The sequence below is a fragment of the Sphingomonas pruni NBRC 15498 genome, from assembly GCF_001598455.1.
Classification (GTDB): domain Bacteria; phylum Pseudomonadota; class Alphaproteobacteria; order Sphingomonadales; family Sphingomonadaceae; genus Sphingomonas; species Sphingomonas pruni.
Map to the genome: position 1 here is coordinate 16,381 of NZ_BCYZ01000004.1, position 17,749 is coordinate 34,129.

General features: G+C 64.8%; 15 protein-coding genes. 9 read left to right on the forward strand and 6 right to left on the reverse strand.

Features of this window, described 5'->3' with window-relative positions; translation table 11 throughout:
• Positions 1-38 precede the first annotated feature (38 nt).
• On the reverse strand, positions 39-815 hold the full coding sequence (locus SPR01S_RS01285) for an alpha/beta fold hydrolase (RefSeq protein ID WP_066583821.1): 777 nt from the start codon (positions 813-815) through the stop codon (positions 39-41).
• Positions 816-1,246: 431 nt separating this feature from the next.
• Between SPR01S_RS01285 and SPR01S_RS01290 the strand changes: the two genes are divergently transcribed.
• From SPR01S_RS01290 to SPR01S_RS01305, 4 genes are read left to right on the forward strand one after another with little or no spacing between them, the layout of a single operon-like run.
• Positions 1,247-1,648, forward strand: coding sequence for a MarR family winged helix-turn-helix transcriptional regulator (locus tag SPR01S_RS01290; protein WP_245661824.1), 402 nt, complete (start codon positions 1,247-1,249; stop codon positions 1,646-1,648).
• Entirely contained in the window at positions 1,645-3,072 is a 1,428-nt protein-coding gene (locus tag SPR01S_RS01295) for an efflux transporter outer membrane subunit (protein WP_066583825.1), read from the forward strand. The genes SPR01S_RS01290 and SPR01S_RS01295 overlap by 4 nt, the downstream gene beginning before the upstream one ends.
• Position 3,073: 1 nt before the next feature.
• Complete coding sequence (locus SPR01S_RS01300; RefSeq protein ID WP_066583828.1) at positions 3,074-4,333, forward strand: HlyD family secretion protein; 1,260 nt, start codon at positions 3,074-3,076, stop codon at positions 4,331-4,333.
• On the forward strand, positions 4,330-5,871 hold the full coding sequence (locus SPR01S_RS01305) for a DHA2 family efflux MFS transporter permease subunit (RefSeq protein ID WP_066583831.1): 1,542 nt from the start codon (positions 4,330-4,332) through the stop codon (positions 5,869-5,871). Before SPR01S_RS01300 ends, SPR01S_RS01305 begins: the two co-directional genes overlap by 4 nt.
• Before the next feature lie 467 nt (positions 5,872-6,338).
• Here SPR01S_RS01305 and SPR01S_RS01310 read toward each other — a convergent pair whose 3' ends face one another.
• The gene (locus SPR01S_RS01310) at positions 6,339-6,809 is read right to left on the reverse strand and encodes a pseudoazurin (RefSeq protein ID WP_084250839.1); all 471 of its coding nucleotides are present in this window, start codon (positions 6,807-6,809) and stop codon (positions 6,339-6,341) included.
• Between the two features lie 184 nt (positions 6,810-6,993).
• Here SPR01S_RS01310 and adh point away from each other — a divergent pair, with 184 nt between their 5' ends.
• The 4 genes from adh to SPR01S_RS01330 all read left to right on the forward strand — a co-directional run bounded on the left by adh (position 6,994) and on the right by SPR01S_RS01330 (position 12,480).
• Positions 6,994-8,514: an aldehyde dehydrogenase gene (gene adh / locus SPR01S_RS01315; RefSeq protein ID WP_066583833.1), complete on the forward strand. Its 1,521-nt coding sequence runs from the start codon at positions 6,994-6,996 to the stop codon at positions 8,512-8,514.
• 108 nt (positions 8,515-8,622) lie between these two features.
• On the forward strand, positions 8,623-9,012 hold the full coding sequence (locus SPR01S_RS01320) for a DUF779 domain-containing protein (protein WP_066583835.1): 390 nt from the start codon (positions 8,623-8,625) through the stop codon (positions 9,010-9,012).
• Between the two features lie 49 nt (positions 9,013-9,061).
• A complete protein-coding gene (locus SPR01S_RS01325) occupies positions 9,062-10,225 on the forward strand; it encodes an FIST N-terminal domain-containing protein (protein ID WP_084250853.1) in 1,164 nt (387 codons plus the stop codon).
• Positions 10,225-12,480 carry a hybrid sensor histidine kinase/response regulator gene (locus SPR01S_RS01330; RefSeq protein ID WP_066583840.1) on the forward strand — a complete coding sequence of 752 codons (2,256 nt, stop codon included), beginning with the start codon at positions 10,225-10,227 and terminating at the stop codon, positions 12,478-12,480. Before SPR01S_RS01325 ends, SPR01S_RS01330 begins: the two co-directional genes overlap by 1 nt.
• A gap of 155 nt (positions 12,481-12,635) precedes the next feature.
• Here the strand turns inward: SPR01S_RS01330 and SPR01S_RS01335 are convergent, their stop codons facing one another.
• The 4 genes from SPR01S_RS01335 to pedF all read right to left on the reverse strand — a co-directional run bounded on the left by SPR01S_RS01335 (position 12,636) and on the right by pedF (position 16,598).
• Entirely contained in the window at positions 12,636-13,283 is a 648-nt protein-coding gene (locus SPR01S_RS01335) for a response regulator (RefSeq protein ID WP_066583842.1), read from the reverse strand.
• Between the two features lie 101 nt (positions 13,284-13,384).
• Positions 13,385-15,133 carry a methanol/ethanol family PQQ-dependent dehydrogenase gene (locus SPR01S_RS01340; RefSeq protein ID WP_157081854.1) on the reverse strand — a complete coding sequence of 583 codons (1,749 nt, stop codon included), beginning with the start codon at positions 15,131-15,133 and terminating at the stop codon, positions 13,385-13,387.
• A 161-nt stretch (positions 15,134-15,294) separates the two neighbouring features.
• Positions 15,295-16,158, reverse strand: coding sequence for a substrate-binding periplasmic protein (locus tag SPR01S_RS01345; RefSeq protein ID WP_066583844.1), 864 nt, complete (start codon positions 16,156-16,158; stop codon positions 15,295-15,297).
• On the reverse strand, positions 16,155-16,598 hold the full coding sequence (pedF, locus tag SPR01S_RS01350) for a cytochrome c-550 PedF (RefSeq protein ID WP_066583851.1): 444 nt from the start codon (positions 16,596-16,598) through the stop codon (positions 16,155-16,157). Before pedF ends, SPR01S_RS01345 begins: the two co-directional genes overlap by 4 nt.
• 115 nt (positions 16,599-16,713) lie before the next feature.
• Between pedF and SPR01S_RS01355 the strand changes: the two genes are divergently transcribed.
• Positions 16,714-17,673 carry a PQQ-dependent catabolism-associated beta-propeller protein gene (locus SPR01S_RS01355; RefSeq protein ID WP_066583855.1) on the forward strand — a complete coding sequence of 320 codons (960 nt, stop codon included), beginning with the start codon at positions 16,714-16,716 and terminating at the stop codon, positions 17,671-17,673.
• Positions 17,674-17,749: the final 76 nt, after the last annotated feature.

The following is a 17,749-nucleotide window of genomic DNA, read 5'->3' on the forward strand; positions in this document are numbered from 1 at the left end:
GCGGCGCAACGGAGACAGGCCGAAGCGCAAGCGGCGAGTTATGCGTCTTGCCCGGCGGCTTCCAGAATGAGCCGCGTAATCTCGCCCGGGTGAGAGATGAGCGATAGGTGACTGGCTTTCACTTCGATGGTCTTGGCACCCATGCGTTTGGCCATGAAGCGTTCGAGGTCAGGGTTGATCGTCCGATCTTCGGTCGACACGGCATAGAAGCTCGGTTTCGACCGCCAGGCCGCGTGCGTCGTCTTTCCGGTCAGCAGCGCTTTTTGGAACGGTTGCTGGACGGCATAGAGGATCCGGGCCTTTTCTTTCGGCAGATCGCCCGCGAAATCGCGCAGGAACGCCGCTTCGCTGAGGCGCCCCTCGTCGCCGTCATAGACGATCCCGGCGGATGCCGGCGGCGTCGGAAACGTCTTCGCCAGCGCCGTATAGTCCTCTCCGGCATCCGGCGCCCGCGCCGCCACGTAGACGAGCGCCGAAACGTTCGGATGAACGCCGGCCTCCGTCACGATCATTCCGGAGAAGGAATGCCCGACCAGCACGGTCGGTCCGTCCTGTCGATCCAGCACGCGCTGTGCCGATGCGACCGCTTCAGGCAGCGTCGTAAGGGGATTTTGCACGGACGTGGCGTTGAGCCCCGCCGCCTGCAAGCGCGCGATCACCTCGGACCAGCAGGACCCATCGGCGAATAGCCCATGGACGAGGACGACATTGCGCGCCTTGGTCGAGACGGGGATGGCGGCCATGCCGCGGACGGTAACCGCCGAAGCGGCAGCACCGGCGGCCAGGCCGGCAGAGAAGGTTCGCCTGTTGATCATCTCGATTACTCCTTCACGGCGGGCGGCGGTAGGACCGGTGGAGAGCGACGAGAGACCACCCGGACTGCAGCGGAACAAGATCGAACATAAGGCGCTACGCTATTCGGCTGAGGCCGTAAATCGATGACCTGTTCGGAGGCAGAATGGCATTCCGGACCCCGACTTCATCCTGCTTCGCACGTCTCCGACGAGGTGTCGAACTTGCGTCAGATCGGTTGTTTGGAGGACCTCAACAGGGTGCCAGCCCGTGGAACCGGACGCTAAGTCGGTATCGTTGAACGTATTTTTCTCCTTCCCCTCTTGAAACTTGGCATGCTCTATATATCTGCCCGTGCAGATACTGCTTGGCGAGATATATGGCTGTTTTCACCATCGAAGATTGCGCTGCGAGCCGTGCGCCGGGGCGACTGCTACGGCGGCTCGACAAGATCATGTCGGCGCAGATCGAGGCCAAATTCGACGGGTTCGACCTGAGCTTCCAGCAATGGATCGCCCTCAAAGTCGTGCGCGACGGCATCGTGAGCAATGCCGGCGAGTTGGCGACCGAGCTCGGCATCACCACCGGCGCGACCACCCGGATGATCGACCTGCTCGAGGCGCGCGGCCTGCTGCTGCGCGACCGTGGCGCTGAGGATCGGCGCGTAGTTCGTCTCGCCGTAACGCCAAAGGGTCGCGAAACCGTGGCCGAGTTGCAAGGCGACGTTGTGTCGACCTGGAACGAGGTTGTCGCCGATTTTACGCAGGCGGAAGCGGAACTCATGGTCCAGCTGCTGGCCAAGTTACTTGCAGCCGCCGAGCGGGCAGCCGCCGCCAATACGGAAATCGAAGCGTGAGCCGCAGGACTGGCATCGCCGCCCTCACGGCGCTCCTGCTGGCCGGCTGCGCGGCCGTGCCGAAAGATTCGCCCCAGGTGGAGCGGCTGCAACCGGCGGCGCTTGGGCTCGATGCCGGAAGTGCGGCAATCGACGCCAATTGGTGGACCGCATTCGGCGATCCGCAGCTCGATCGGCTGATCGCAATGGGATTGTCGGACAACCCGACGCTGGAGAAGGCCCTGGCGCGCGTTCGTGCAGCCGAGGCAAGCGTGGACGTTCGCCGTGCCGATCAGCTGCCCCAGATCACGGTCGATGGCCAATCGACCTATCAGCGCTTTCCCGAGAAATATATCTACCCGCCGCCTTATGCCGGCGCGGCCTGGCCGATCACGCAGGTGCAGGCCAATCTCAGCTGGAACCTCGACCTGTTCGGCCGCGAAAAGGCGATGGTCGCCGGCGCGCGAGCCAGCGCTCAGGCGGCACGGCTCGATATGGCGGCGGCCCGGCTCGCCATCTCGGCGTCGATCGCCCAGACCTATGTCGGACTGGCCCGTGCGGACCGGCTGATCGACGTCGCCAATGGCTTCGTGACCACACGTCAGCAGGCGTTGCGTTACGTGCAATCGCGGCTCGAGCACCAGCTCGCGAGTCAGTTCGAACTCCGCCAGGCCGAGACTCTTCTCGCCGAAGCGGAGCAGGCGCGGAGCCGCGCCGAGAGCCAGCGCGACTTGCTGATCCATGCCCTGGCTGCATTGGCCGGGCGCGGCGCGGACTTCTATCCGCAGGTCACTGCCCCGACCCTGGCACTCGATACGCCGCCGACGGTGCCCGAGCTGTTGCCAGCCGATCTGCTCGGTCGCCGACCCGATCTCCTCGCAGGCCAGGCCCGGATCGATGCGGCGGCTGCCGGACGCCAGGTCGCGCGCACCGACTTCCTGCCGAACGTCAACATCCAGGCGCTCGCCGGCTTCGCCGCGCTCGGCCTGGGCAATTTCTTCAATCTCGGTGCGCGGACTTATGGTGCGGGGCCGGCGATCCACGTGCCGATCTTCGAAGGCGGCAAGCTCAAGGCGCAATATCGCGGCGCCACCGCCGATCTGGATGCGGCGGTGGCCGGCTATAACGAGGCCGTGCTCGGCGCGGTCCATGACGCCTCCGACGCGCTTACCCTGGTGCGCACCGCCGACAAGGACCTGGGCGACCAGCGACGCATCGTCGCCGGCCTGCGCGAGACCGCACGCCTCGATCAAGTGCGGGTCTCCACCGGGCTCGGCTCAAGGCTCGACACCATCGAGTCCGGCTTCCGGCTGCTCGAAGCCGAGCAATCGTTGGCCGGGCTCCAAGCGGACGCACTGACGCGCCGTATCCAGCTCATCGCCGCCCTGGGCGGCGGCTTCGATCCCACCCAGCCGGTCCCTACGGCATCAGCGGAAACCCATTGAGATGAACGACATGACCCAGGGCGCGCTGAAAGCGCGCGCCGAAAAGCTGCCCCCGGCCGAGCCGAAGGCCGAACCCGAAGCGGCGCGGGCCGCGGCGCCCCCTGCCCCTCCGGCGCCCGCAACGTCCGCGACCAAGTCGCGCGTGCGCAAGATTGGATTCCTGATCCTGGGAGCAGTCGTCCTGATCGGCGCCATCGTCTATGCCGCGATCGTTCTCACCGCCCCACCAAGCGAAGAAACCGACGACGCTTATGTCGGCGGCAACATTGTCGCGGTCACCGCACGCGACGGCGGCACAGTGCTCGCGCTGCATGCCGACAATACCCAGCAAGTAAGGCAGGGCGCACCGCTGATCGATCTCGATCCCGCCACCACGGACGTCCAGCTCGCCGCGGCGGAAGCGGCGCTGGGCCGCGCCGTGCGCGCAGTCCGATCCAACACGGCCGAGGTCGACGAAGCTGGTGCCGAGATCGCCCAGGCCCAAGCCGAGCTTGGCAAGGCGCAGAATGACTATGCCCGCCGGCGCGGCGCGGCTGTCGACGGTGCGGTGTCCGGCGAAGAGGTGAGCCATGCGGCCGATGCCGTCACGACTGCGCGCGCCGCGCTCAACCTCGCTCGCGCCAAGCAGGCGCAAGCGGCCAGTACCGTCGCCGGCACGTCGATCTACAACAATCCCCAGGTGCTCGCGGCGATCGCCGATGTCCGCCAAGCCGCGATCAATTCCAGCCATATGCGCATCGTCGCACCGGTGTCCGGCGTGATCGCGCAACGCACCGTCCAGCTCGGCCAAAAGGTCGCCGCGGGCACGCCATTGATGGCGGTGGTGCCGCTCGACAGCCTGTGGATCGACGCCAATTTCCGCGAGACCCAGCTACAGCATCTGCGCGTCGGCCAGCCGGTGACGATCCATGCCGACGTCTACGGCAACGACATCACTTATCATGGCAAGGTGCTGGGTTTGGGCGCCGGTAGCGGCAGCGCTTTTTCGCTGCTGCCGCCGCAAAACGCCTCGGGCAACTGGATCAAGATCGTGCAGCGCGTACCGGTGCGGATCGGGCTCGATCCCGCCGAGCTCAAGAAGAATCCGCTGCGTGTCGGCCTCTCGGTCGACGTAAAGGTGGCGACGGGCGACCGCTCGGGCCCGATGGTCGCCGGAAGCTCGCCGCCCGCCGGCGCGGTCCAGCGCAGCCTTGACGGCGGCCCGCAAATCGAAGCGCGGATACGCCAGATCATCGCCGAGAATCTGGGGCGCGTCCGGTGAGCAGTGCCGCCGGCGCCCAGCCGGCGCCGCTAACGGGCATCGCGCTGGGGATTACCTCGGTAGCATTGGCGCTCGGCACGTTCATGCAAGTATTGGACGGCACGATCGCCAACGTCTCGCTGCCGACCATCGCCGGCAATCTGGGCGTCTCCACCGACAACGGCACCTGGGTGATTACTTCTTTCGCGGTAGCGAACGGCGTGACGGTACCATTGACGGGATGGTTCATGCAGCGCTTCGGCGTGGTGCGTACCTTTACCGTGTCGGTGGTGCTCTTCACCATCGCTTCGTTCCTGTGCGGCATCGCCTGGAACCTGGAGTCGTTGATCGCCTTCCGCATCCTGCAGGGCGCCGTCTCGGGGCCGATGATCCCTGGAAGCCAGGCGCTGCTTATCGCCATCTTCCCGCCCAACAAGCGCGGCACCGCACTCAGTATCTGGGCCATGACCACCTTGGTCGCACCCGTGCTCGGCCCGGTACTGGGCGGCTATATCTCCGACAATTATCATTGGGGCTGGATCTTTCTGATCAACGTGCCCGTCGGCATCATCGCCGCCGCCATCAGCTGGCGCCAGCTCGCCAGCCGCGAGACGCCTACCCGCAAACTGCCGATCGACATGGTCGGCCTGATCCTGCTCGCCTTCTGGGTGTTCAGCCTCCAAACCATGCTCGATCTCGGCAAGGACCGCGACTGGTTTCACAATTCGCTGATCGTGGCGTTGGCGATCGGTGCCGTGACCGGCTTTGTCGCCTGGGTGATTTGGGAGCTGACCGACCGCGCGCCGGCGGTGGACCTCAGCCTGTTCAAGCGCCGCAATTTCGCCTTCGGGACGATCGCGCTGTGCCTCGGCTATGCGTTGTTCTTCGCCAACAACCTGCTGCTACCGCTCTGGCTGCAGGAGCAGATGGGCTATACCGCGACCTGGGCCGGCTTCGTGGCGGCGCCGAGCGGCGTCGTCGCGGTACTGATAACGCCGATCGTCGGGCGGTTGAAGGTCGACATGCGCTGGCTGGCGACGATCGCCTTTCTCGCCTTCGCCGCCTCCTATTTCATGCGCGCCAATTACACGCCCGATGCCAGTTTCGTCACCCTGACCTTGCCGCTGCTTCTCCAAGGCGTGGCGATGAGCATGTTCTTCGTGCCGCTGGTCAGCCTTTCTCTCGATCGGCTGCCGCCTGAACGAGTGCCTTCGGCCAGCGGCATCTCGAACTTCGCGCGCATCACCGCGGGCAGCTTTGCCGCCTCGATCATCACCACCTATTGGGACCGTCGCGCGGCCCTGCACCAGACGCGGCTGACCGAGGTCGGGACCGACTATTCGCCTGTCTATCGCCGCACGCTCGACCAGCTTCAGGCGCAGGGAATGAGCCCGCTCCAGGCCGCGGGCTCGGTGATGCGGCAGATCGCAAATCAGTCTTACCTGCTCTCGTCGCTCGAATTGTTCTGGATTTGCGGCTGGATGGCATTGGTGACGATCGCCGTGATCTGGATTGCCCGAAAGCCCGCGCCGAGCCAGCACGCCGTCGCAGCCGACTGAGGCCATGGCATAGCCGTACAGCGTATAAGCTGCGGCGGTGAGCAAACTCAGCAGATCCTGCCAGTTGGAGCGGCAGGACCACCCGCGATGCGTCGACCGTTGCGGATGGTTACCTTTTTTATCAGTCTTTTATGGAAAAATCTGGCTGAATTCCAGGAACTCGCGCCAGGTCAGTATCACTCCACTGCGAATGCGCGTTTGAGCCAGTCACGCCCGCTCTCGTTGCAAAGCGTGTTGGTCTTGCGAATGACGCGTTGCACCTCAACCAAACGGCGACGCATACCGGGCGTCAAGTGATCGTGACCTGCGGTGTTTCAACCCACCACCAACATCCATCCTATCGAGGACCAAAGGCCGACTGATCGAAAGACCCGCGGCTTTCCCGGATCCTTACGGCCGACTTCACTCGAAATAGTCAGCCGTATGTATGGATTAATCCCGCAAGAGTAGCTGTTGGCTCAGCGGGTTTAGCTTGCTTTGGCGAGGTAGGCCGCCATCCGCTTCTTGGCGAAAGGGGGTAGCGACACGGCTTTGGCGGCCGCCAGGTTGGGCGAGGGCCCCTTACCGGCCTGGATCAAGGCGACCATGCCCATCGCGTAATGCGGCTTGCACTTGATGCCATAAAGGCCGGCGGCGGTCAGCTTCAGATCGAACTGCTTGCCCATCGCCCCGGCACTCGGCGCGACGCCAGCCGGCAACATCGACGGGATCGTCTCGGCATTGTGCATTGCGTTCTGGGGCACGAAACGGATCGTGTCGCCGACATTCGCCTTTACGAATCCGGGTTCGAAGACCATCGCGCCGTCCGCGCCCATGTCCTTCATGTGAACCGTGATGATGCGGCCGGCCGGTGCCGGCGCCGCTGGAGCGGGCGCGACCGCGACGCCGATCGCCGCGGTCGCCAGTGTGGCAGCGCATGCGGCCAGAATGAGCTTCATGTCCTTCTCCCAATATTCAACGGACGACTCCGCGGCCGCCGCTCCTGCTCCAAACATGCCGCGGCCGCTCCCGCGAACAATTGGTCCTTGGTCCAATGGCGCGTGCCGCCGGAAAGGTCAGAATGCGATCAGAAGAGGTGCCCGCCGTGCGTGACGGGCCAAAGTTCGGCCAAGGAGAAATTCGATGTTGCAGCAGGCGCTCGACGAGCTGAAGGGACAGATCGCCTTCAGGTCGCGGTACGACAATTTCATCGGCGGCGAGTGGGTCGCCCCGGTCAGGGGACAATATTTCGAGAACCCCTCGCCGGTCACCGGCAAGACCGTCTGCTCGGTCGCGCGCGGCACCGCGGAAGACATCGAGCTCGCGCTCGACGCCGCCCACAAGGCGAAGGAGAAATGGGGCCAGACCAGTCCTGCCGAGCGCGCCGGCATCCTGCTCAAGATCGCCGACCGGATGGAGGAGAAGCTGTCTCTGCTCGCGCTTGCGGAGACGATCGACAACGGCAAGCCGATCCGCGAGACGACCGCCGCCGATTTGCCGCTGGCGATCGACCATTTCCGCTATTTCGCCGGCTGCCTGCGCGCGCAGGAAGGGTCGATCGCGGAGATCGACCACGACACGATCGCGTACCATTTTCACGAGCCGCTGGGTGTCGTCGGCCAGATCATCCCGTGGAACTTCCCGCTGCTGATGGCGACGTGGAAGCTCGCGCCGGCGCTCGCCGCGGGCAATTGCGTCGTGCTGAAGCCCGCCGAGCAGACCCCGATGTCGATCATGGTGCTGATGGACGTGGTCGGCGACCTGTTGCCGCCGGGCGTGCTCAACGTCGTCAACGGCTTCGGTATCGAGGCGGGCAAACCGCTCGCGCAAAACAAGCGCATCGCCAAGATCGCCTTCACCGGCGAGACCACCACCGGCCGCCTGATCATGCAATATGCGACCGAGAATCTGATCCCGGTCACGCTCGAACTCGGCGGCAAGTCGCCGAACATCTTCTTCGCCGACGTGATGGCGGAGGATGACGATTATCTCGACAAGGCGCTCGAAGGGTTCGCCATGTTCGCGCTCAACCAGGGCGAGGTCTGCACCTGCCCGAGCCGCGCACTGATCCACGAATCGATCTACGACCGCTTCATGGAAAAGGCGGTCGCGCGCGTGCAGGCGATCAAGCAGGGGTCGCCGCTCGAGATGGCGACGATGATCGGCGCACAGGCATCGAACGACCAGCTCGAGAAGATCCTGTCCTATATCGACATCGGGCGCGACGAAGGCGCCAAGGTACTGACCGGCGGCAAGCGCGCGCAGCTCGGCGGCGAACTCGACACCGGCTATTATGTCGAGCCGACGATCCTTCAGGGCCACAACAAGATGCGCGTGTTCCAGGAGGAGATTTTCGGGCCCGTCGTCGCCGTCACGACCTTCAAGGACGATGTCGACGCGCTCGCGATCGCCAACGACACGCTTTATGGCCTCGGCGCCGGCGTGTGGACTCGCGACGGCACCCGCGCCTACCGGATGGGTCGCGGCATCCAGGCGGGCCGTGTGTGGACCAATTGCTACCACGCCTACCCCGCGCATGCAGCGTTCGGCGGGTACAAGCAGTCGGGCATCGGGCGCGAGACGCACAAGATGATGCTCGACCATTATCAGCAGACCAAGAATCTCCTCGTGAGCTATTCGCCGAAGGCGCTGGGTTTCTTCTGAGCCGGCGGCGATCCATCCCCGACGCGGTCACTCCACTCTCCGATCGCGTCCGGACTCCGGCGGCGGGCTTCGCGGCCCGCCGCTCTTTTCGTCGCCCAAGGAGCAACCATGGCCCCTCCTCGCATTCTCGCTACCGACGCCGCAGTGGCGATGATCGCCGCGCTCCGGGCCAAGCACGGGCAGTTGATGTTCCATCAATCCGGCGGATGCTGCGACGGGTCCGCGCCGATGTGCTATCCGGCCGGCGAGTTCCGGGTGGGGACGCAGGACGTCCTGCTCGGCCAGGTGGCGGGAGATGTGCCGGTGTGGATCGGCGCCGCCCAATTCGACTATTGGCGCCATACGCAGGTGACGATCGATGTGGTTCCGGGCCGCGGTGCCGGTTTCTCGCTCGAAGGGCCGGAGGGGGTGCGCTTCGTCATCCGCAGCCGCATCTTCACCGATGAGGAAGCCGAAGCGCTCGAGGCGGCGGGCGAACCGGTGCGCGGAGGTAGCTGACGCGCGAATGACGGTGACGGCGCGGCCCGGGCATGACATCATGGTGGCGATGGCTCCGCGACCTGCTCCGCCTTGCGACGATCCAGTCCGCGTTGCTTGGACCAACGCCGATCACCCGCGCGATGCTGCGCAGCAATTGTTCCGCGAACTCGACCCGCCGAGCCTGGCCGGGGTGCTGCTATTCTGTTCGAGCCGCTACCCGCTCGTCGAGCTCGCCGCCGAGATCAATGCGTGCTCCGATGGTCTCACGGTAATTGGCTGCACCTCGTCGGGAGAGATAACGACCGAGGGCACCGCCGAAGGCACCATCACGGCGATCGGCTTTCCGGCGAGCCATTTCACGCTGACCGCGGCGCGGTTCGACGATCTCGACGCCTTCGAGGAAGGCGCGGCACAAGGTGTCGTCCGCGAACTGGTCGGCTCGGCGGTGGCGGCGTCGCAGGCCTTGGGACCGACCGTCGATCATGCCGCGATCTTCCTGGTCGATGGTTTGTCGCACCGCGAGGAAATGCTGACCGTCACAGTCCAGGACGCGCTCGGCAAGATACCCCTGATCGGCGGATCGTCGGGCGACGGTCTGGCCTTCAAGGAAACCTTCATCTTCGAAAGCGGGCAGTTCCGGCGCGATGCGGCTTTGGTCGCCATCCTGTCTTCGTCGCGGCCGCTGAAGGTGTTCCGCGCGCAGCATTACCGTCCCGGCAGCACCAAGATGGTCATCACCGGGGCGGATCCGGTGGGCCGCGTGGTGACCGAGATCAATGCCGAACCCGCGGCGCAGGAATATGCGCGACTGACCGGCGTGACCGTCGACCAATTGGGATCGAACGTCTTCGCGGCGCATCCGCCGATGGTCCGGGCCGGCGGCGAATATTATGTCCGGTCGATCCAGAGCGCCAATCCCGACGACAGCCTGACCTTCTATTGCGCGATCGACGAGGGCGTTGTGCTGACATTGGGAGAAGGCAGCGACATCGTCGGCGGACTGTCCGACCTGTTCGACGATCTCGATCGGTCGGTCGGCGGAATCGATCGCATCATCGGGTTCGACTGCGTGCTCAACAAGGTCGAGATCGAACAGCGCCAGCTGACCCGCAAAGTGTCCAAATTGATGGTCGACAATCGGGTCACCGGGTTCAACACCTATGGCGAGCAATATCACGCCCTCCACGTCAATCAGACGTTCAGCGGCCTGGCGATCGGGGGTGGCCGCTGATGGCGACCCGCGCATTGCAACCGCCGACCGATGCCGAGCGCATCGCCGCACTCGAAGCCGAGATCAGCAAGCTCAAGCGGATCAACGCCGCGTTGATGGATCGCGTCGAACGCTCGACCGATCTTCAGGGCAACGCCTTCTCGCTGTTCGAAACCGCGATCAGCCTGGAGGGCAAGGTCCGCGAGCGCACGCTCGATCTCGAACGGGCACTGGACGCGCTGGCCAGCAGCAACGCCGCGCTGGCGACCGCCAAGGAAGCAGCCGACGACGCCCAGCGCCGGTTGCGTGATGCCATCGAGAGCATCAACGAGGGGTTCGCGATCTTCGACGCCGACGACCGGCTCGTCTTGTGCAATCGCACCTATCTCGGGCTTTGGCCGAATATCGCCGATCGTATCGTGCCCGGCATGGGGTTCGACGAGATTGCCCGCCTGATCGGCCAGGACGGCACCACGCTGGGCGCGCTCGTCGCCCCCGATCGCTGGGTATCGGAACGCGTCGCCCAGCACCGCGTCGCCGAAGGCGGCCATGTCCATGCGCTGGCCGACGGACGCTGGATCCAGATCAACGAACTGCGCACCAGCGAGGGCGGTATCGTCGGAGTCTATACCGATATCACCCAGGTCAAGGCGGACGATGCGCGGGAACGCACGCTCGAACTCGCCGAAAAGACCGCCATCCTGCAAGCGACGCTCGACAATATCCGCCTGGGCGTGTGCGTCTATGATGCCGACCGCAGGTTGATCGCCTGGAACGGCCCCTTGCTGGCAACGATCGGCCTGCCCGACGATGGCATGCCGCTGGTGACGACCCATGACGGGCTCGTTGCCGCCTGCGAGCGGATCAATGGGCCGATGCAGCCCGACCGGCCGCTCGATTGGCTACCGCCCGGCTCGGCTGATGTCGTCGCGCAACGCCGGCATGCCGACGGACGCACGGTCGAAGTGCGGCGATCGTCGATGTCGGGCGGCGGCATGGTGATGAGTTTCGAAGATATTACCGAGCGTCTGCGCGCGGCGGAGGTGCTCCGCGAGGCCAATGAATCGCTCGAACGGAGGGTGCTCCAGCGCACCGCCGATATCGCCGCTGTCAATGCGCGGCTGCAGCGTGAAGTCGCCGAACGCGAGGCGGCCGAAGCCGCGATGCGATCGGCCAAGACCGCCGCGGAAGAGGCGAACCTGTCCAAGACGCGCTTCCTGGCCGCCGCGAGCCACGACCTGTTGCAGCCGCTCAATGCGGCGCGGTTGTTCGTCGCCGCACTAGGCGATCGCCGGCTCGCGCTACCGACCCGCGCCTTGGTGCGACAGACCGGCTCGGCGCTCGATTCGGTCGAGGATCTGCTGGAAGCGTTGCTCGAAATATCCCGGCTCGATGCCGGGTCGATCGTCGCCGAGCCCGTCGATCTCGCGCTCGACGAACTGCTCGAAAGCATGCGCGCCGAATTCGCGCCGATCGCGCGCGCCCGAGGGCTGAGCTTCAGGATCGAACCGAGCGGTCATTGGGTGCGGTCGGATTCGCGATTGCTGCGCCGGATGCTGCAGAATCTTATTTCCAATGCGTTGCGCTATACCAGCGAAGGCGGCGTGGAAGTCACCTGTGTCGCGACCGCCCGCGACTTGACGATCCAGGTCGTCGATACCGGCATCGGCATCGCGGCGATCGACCATCAGCGCATCTTCGAGGAATTCCAGCGTGTCGGCGAAAGTGGGCGCGATCGCGGCATCGGCCTGGGGCTGGCGATCGTCCAGCGCGCCAGCAAGATGCTCGATCATCGCGTCTCGCTCGACTCCGCACCGGGCGAGGGTTCGCGCTTCGGGGTGACAGTACCGCTGACGACCGCGCGCGATGCGCGGCAGCAGCTTGCCACGCCCGTCCGGCGCGGCCAGCTCGCCGGACGCTGGATCCTGGTGATCGACAACGACCAGTCGATCCTCGACGGGATGGAGGCGATGCTCGAAGGCTGGGGCTGCGAGGTACGGTCCGCGACCGACGCCGCATCGGCCATGGCTGCGCTCGGCGGGGATCGTCCTGACGTGATCGTCGCCGATTACCATCTCGACAATGGGGCGACGGGTGACGCGGCAATCGCGGATGCGCGCGCGCATTGCGGCGCGGAAGTGCCAGCGGTCGTCATCACCGCCGATCGCACACCCGAGCTTCGCGAGACGCTGTCGGCGCGGGGACTCCATTTGCTGACCAAACCGGTCAAGCCGGCGCAATTGCGCGCCTTGCTGACTCGGCTCGCGACCGGCTGAGACAATCGAGGTCGGTGCGGTTGTGCTTGAAGCGATCCATTTCCAAACTTGTCGTCCCAGCGAAAGCTGGGATCTCAAGAGGCATCGCGCCACCGCCAGAGACCCCAGCTTTCGCTGGGGTGACGGAAGTTTATGGGGCGACGGAAAGGTTCCCCTCAAGCACGACCGTCGCCGGCGAAATTGACCTTGCCCACCAGGATCACCGCCTGGGTGCGGCTGAATACGCGTAGCTTGCTCAGGATGGCGGAGACGTGCGCCTTGACGGTGGTCATCGACACGTCGAGATCATAGGCGATCTGCTTGTTGAGCTTGCCTTCGACGATCAGCCGCAGAACTACTTTTTGCTGCGGCGTGAGGCTGGCGATCCGGGCCAGGATGTCGGCGGTTTCGGCGTCGGCGGCCTCGTCGCCCTCCTCGACCTCGGGGAGGAAGATGTCGCCCGACAGGATCGTTTTCAACGCGTCGACGATCGCGCTGCGCCTGAGCGACTTGGGGATGAAACCGGCGGCGCCGGCGGCGATCGCCGATCGCGCCAGGCCCCGTTCCTGCGCGGCCGAGACGATCACGATCGGCAGCGAGGGGAAGCGGTCGCGCATGGCGACCAGTCCCGAAAATCCGGTCGTGCCGGGCATGTTGAGGTCGAGCATCACCAGGTCGAAATCGCCTTCACGCTCGACGATCACGGCCGCTTCGTCGATCGACGAGGCCTCGAACAATTCGCATTGATCGAAGGCGACGGCGATGACCGTTCTCAGGCCGTCACGGACCATCGGATGATCGTCTGCGATCAGGACCCGTTCCACGTACCCCTGCCCTCCCTGGCTCGCATCGCGTACCGCAGCCGGTGGGACCGGGGAAGCTGGGGCGGCGCTTGACAGCGCCGCCCCCAGGGATCCCGTCATCGTCACTGCTTTGGCAGCTTGAACACCCAGAGCGCCCCGCCCTGGCTGATTTCCTTGACCGCCTTGGCGACCTCGCCGCCCCAGAGCGGAACCGCGCCGCCCCAGCCCGACATCACGGCCACATATTGCTCGCCATCCTGTTCCCAGGTGACCGGCGAACCGACCACGCCCGAACCGGTATTGAACTTCCACAATTCCTTGCCGGTCTTGGCGTCGAACGCTTTCAGATACCCTTCGGGCGTGCCGGTGAAGACCAGGTTGCCGGCCGTGGTCAGAACGCCTCCCCAAAGCGGAGCCTTGTTCTTATATTCCCACTTGATCTTGCCGGTGGTCGGATCGATCGCGCGCAGCACGCCGATATGGTCTTCGTAGAGCGGCTTGATGGTGAAGCCGGCGCCGAGATAGGCCGCGCCCTTCTTATAGGTGATGGGCTCGTTCCAGATGTCCATGCCCCATTCGTTGGAGGGGACGTAGAACATGCCGGTCTGCTGACTGAACGCCATCGGCATCCAGTTCTTGCCGCCCAGGAAACTCGGCGCGGAGAACACGGTATTGCCCTTCTCGCCGGTCGGCGGCCCTGGCCGGTTGTTGGGGTCGAACATCGGCCGGCCCTTCTTGTCGTAACCGGTCGCCCAGGTGACCTTCGACACGAATGGCGTCGCCGAAATGAACTTGCCGTTGGTGCGGTCGAGCACGAAGAAGAAGCCGTTGCGATTGGCCTGCGCGCCGAGCTTCATCGGCTTGCCGTTGATCGTCGCATCGAATGGAATGAACTCGTTGACGCCGTCGAAATCCCAACCGTCATGCGGCGTGTATTGGTAGTGCCACTTGATCTCGCCGGTGTCGGGATCGATTGCGAGCAGCGACGAGGTATAGAGGTTGTCGCCCGGGCGCAGATTGCTGTTCCAGGGGCCGGGGTTGCCGGTGCCGAAGAAGAGCGAATTGGTGTCGGGGTCATAGGTGCCGCCGAGCCACGTCGCGCCACCGCCATTCTTGTACATGTCGCCCGGCCAGCTCGCGTTGAGCTTGCCGGTCATGGTGCTCTCCTTGCCGTTGAGCATGCCCATATTGCCCTCGACCGTCGGGCGTGACCACACCAGCTCGCCGGTATTGACGTCGCGCGCCTCGACCTTGCCGATGATGCCGAATTCGCCGCCCGAATTACCGTAGATCACCTTGCCTTTCACGATCATCGGCGCGGCGGTGAAGCTGTAGCCTGCCGAATAATCGGCCAGCGTCTTGTTCCAGATCACCTTGCCGGTTTTGCGGTTCAGCGCGACCAGATGCGCGTCGAGCGTGCCGAAGATGATCTTGTCGCCATAAATGGCGGCGCCGCGATTGACGACGTCGCAGCACGGCATGATGCCGTCGGGCAAACGGGCATCATATTCCCACATCTTTTCGCCGGTATGCGCGTCGAAGGCGAATAGCCGCGAATAGGATCCAGTGACGTAGATCACGCCGTCATAGACGATCGGCTGCGATTCCTGCCCGCGCTGTTTCTCGCCACCCAGCGACGAGGCAAAAGCGGGTACCATCTTCGCGACATTGTCGGCGTTGATCGTGGTCAGCGGACTGAAACGCTGCGCCTTGGGTCCCATGCCATAGGTAAGCACCGAGCTGGTGTTGGTCGCCGAGGCCATCAGGTCGTCGTCGGTAGGTCCAGCCTGAGCCGGTGCCGGAGCGGCAGCCTTCGGGGGCTCCGCGGGGCCGTCGGCCGCCAGTGCCGCGCCGGTCGGACCGGAAATCATCAAGCCAGCCAGCGCGCTCGTCGCTATCAGCCGGTGGAGCCTCTTCATTATCCTTCCCCTCATTTTGTCTACCGATCCAGATCGGTCGGGGATGATGCTTATGTGCGGGTGTATCCGGAGCAATTGGACCTAGGGACTACGTGAATGTCCCAAGACGCCGCTCAGCTCAGGATCGGTTCCCGGTGCACCACCCCGTAGCGTGCGAAAATCGCTTTCATCCTGCCGTCGGCGATGACAGCGGTCATCTGTTTCTCGAGTTCATCCGCAAGATCGCGGCTGTCGTCCCTGACCGCGAACCCGACATTCCATCCGGGATTGAAGATCAGCGGAACAAGTCCCTTTCGCTCGATCAGGCGCCCCCCGGGCTTCATGCCATGTTCGATCTGCGCGCGAGTCGCGACCGTCGCATCGGCGTCGCCGGAGGCGACCGCCGCCACCGCGTCGGCACCGGTATAGACATGCCGCACGTCGGCGCGCAGCGAGCCGCCGAACGCGCCCGACAAATACATATCCGGGATGCTTGCGGTCTCGACCACCAGGCGCTTGCCCTTGAGCTGCGGCGGCGGGACTTCGCAATCGGTCGTTTCGCGATTGCAGGCCATTTCGAAGGTCTCGCGATAATAGGGGCCGGCGATCACCGCGCGGTCATTGTCGATCTGCAATTTGCGATCGACGGGCACGTGCATCATCAGGTCGCAGGGTGGCTGGCCGACGACGGTGCCCTTCCAAACCATGTTGCGCAGGTCGTCGCCGAGATCGTCGCCGGCCAGGAACTGGCGGACATCCGTCTTGACGCCGATCCCTTCGGCGAGCAGCGCCGCCAGATCGACATCGATGCCGGTTAGCCGCCCCTCGGCCATCCATGACCAGGGCTCGTAATCCTTGTAGACCGCGACAGTGAGCACGCCCTTGGCCTTCACCTTGTCGAGCGGGCTCGCCCAGGCGCCGGGGACGCCGATGGCGGCACCTGCGAGCGCCCCGCCCAACGCAGCCAATACGTGGCGACGGGAAAGGAGAGCGCTCACTCGTCGGTATGCTTCGTCTCGAGCCAGGCGCGGATCGCCCAGCCGGCCTTTTGCCCGAGGATCTCGCCCATCGGCGGCATGTAGACCTTGCCGTCGTGCGACGAACCATGATGGTAACGCTGGACGAACCATTCGTCGCCGGTGTCGCCGAGTTCGAGATAGCGCAGGTCTGGTGCGATGCCGCCGCTGATCGCCTCCAGACCGTGGCAGCGCGCGCAATTCTGGCCGTAGGCGAACTCGCCGATCTTGATGGCGTCGGCATTGCCGCGATACGGATTGTGCGTCAGCCAGGTGTCATTGTCGGGCTTGATGTCGGGCAGCTTGCTGGTGTCGACCGGCTGCGGCGTGACGGGGCCGTGCCCCATGACCTGGGTAGCCGTCGCGCCCGCCAATAACGCGAACGAGACGCCCAGCGCCACGCGATTGAAAACCTTGTTCATCGTGCCTCTCCACAGACCGGTATTCCGGACCGCGGCACACTATCGGACCTGCGTCCCGCTTATATTGTACTTTGGTAGAGAAGCGCGCCCGCCCCGGACGTAATACCATAGTGCCATGCACAGGCTCTCGCTCCTTCTCGCTTTCTCGCTGTTGCCGGCAACGGCGCGGGCGGAGACGATCTACGTCACCAACGAAAAGGCGGGGACGATCTCGGTGATCGACGGCGCGACGCTCAAGGTTACGGCAACCTGGCCCGTCGGCAAGCGGCCTCGCGGGCTGTTGCTGTCGCGCGACGGCAAGTATCTCTATGTCTGCGCCAGCGACGCGAACGCCGTGCAGGTTATCGACCGGGCAAGCGGCAAGGTAGTCGCCGACCTGCCCTCGGGCGAAGATCCCGAACAATTCGCGCTGTCGGTCGACGGGCGGATGCTGTTCGCGGCCAATGAACGCGATGCGGCGGTTACCGCGATAGACGTGCCGAGCAAGTCCGTGGCCTTCCAACTCGTCGTCGGCGTCGAGCCCGAAGGCATGGCGACGAGCCCTGACGGCACCACCGTCATCTCCACCTCGGAGACCGACAATTCGATCCACTGGATCGATCTTGCCAGCCGCAGCGATGTCGCAGTCACGGAGGTCGGGGCGCGGCCACGCCACGCCGAATTCACCGCCGACGGCAAGCAATTATGGGTATCCGCCGAAATCGGCGGCTATGTCTCCGTGATCGACGTCGCCAGCCGCAAGGTAACCGACCGCATCACCTTTGCTCCACCCGGCGTTCTCGGCAGCACGATCATGCCGGTGGGCGTGAACTTCACGCCTGACCGAAAGACCGCGCTGGTCGCGTTGGGACGCGGCAATAGCATCGCGTTCGTCGACGTCGCGTCGCGCAAGGTGACGGGCTACGTCCCGGTCGGTGGCCGCGTCTGGCATCTCGCGATCAGCGCCGACGGCCAGCGCGCCTTCTCCGCCAACGGCCTGACCAACGATGTCTCGGTCGTCGATATCGCCAGTCGAAAGGTGGTCGCCACCATCCCGGTCGACAAGGCGCCCTGGGGAGTCGTCATCGCGGAATGACCGCGAGCGGCCGGCACGGACCTAAAGTTCAATTTCCGGCAAGCGCCGACACCGGCACCTTCCCGATCGACGGCGA

Excerpts from the sequence above, each read along its gene's own strand:
- SPR01S_RS01285 (WP_066583821.1), bottom strand. The coding sequence starts at position 815 with ATGATCAACAGGCGAACCTTCTCTGCCGGCCTGGCCGCCGGTGCTGCC.
- SPR01S_RS01290 (WP_245661824.1), top strand. The coding sequence starts at position 1,247 with ATGTCGGCGCAGATCGAGGCCAAATTCGACGGGTTCGACCTGAGCTTC.
- SPR01S_RS01300 (WP_066583828.1), top strand. The coding sequence starts at position 3,074 with ATGAACGACATGACCCAGGGCGCGCTGAAAGCGCGCGCCGAAAAGCTG.
- SPR01S_RS01310 (WP_084250839.1), bottom strand. The coding sequence starts at position 6,809 with ATGAAGCTCATTCTGGCCGCATGCGCTGCCACACTGGCGACCGCGGCG.
- adh (WP_066583833.1), top strand. The coding sequence starts at position 6,994 with ATGTTGCAGCAGGCGCTCGACGAGCTGAAGGGACAGATCGCCTTCAGG.
- SPR01S_RS01320 (WP_066583835.1), top strand. The coding sequence starts at position 8,623 with ATGGCCCCTCCTCGCATTCTCGCTACCGACGCCGCAGTGGCGATGATC.
- SPR01S_RS01325 (WP_084250853.1), top strand. The coding sequence starts at position 9,062 with ATGGCTCCGCGACCTGCTCCGCCTTGCGACGATCCAGTCCGCGTTGCT.
- SPR01S_RS01330 (WP_066583840.1), top strand. The coding sequence starts at position 10,225 with ATGGCGACCCGCGCATTGCAACCGCCGACCGATGCCGAGCGCATCGCC.
- SPR01S_RS01340 (WP_157081854.1), bottom strand. The coding sequence starts at position 15,133 with ATGATTTCCGGTCCGACCGGCGCGGCACTGGCGGCCGACGGCCCCGCG.
- pedF (WP_066583851.1), bottom strand. The coding sequence starts at position 16,598 with ATGAACAAGGTTTTCAATCGCGTGGCGCTGGGCGTCTCGTTCGCGTTA.
- SPR01S_RS01355 (WP_066583855.1), top strand. The coding sequence starts at position 16,714 with ATGCACAGGCTCTCGCTCCTTCTCGCTTTCTCGCTGTTGCCGGCAACG.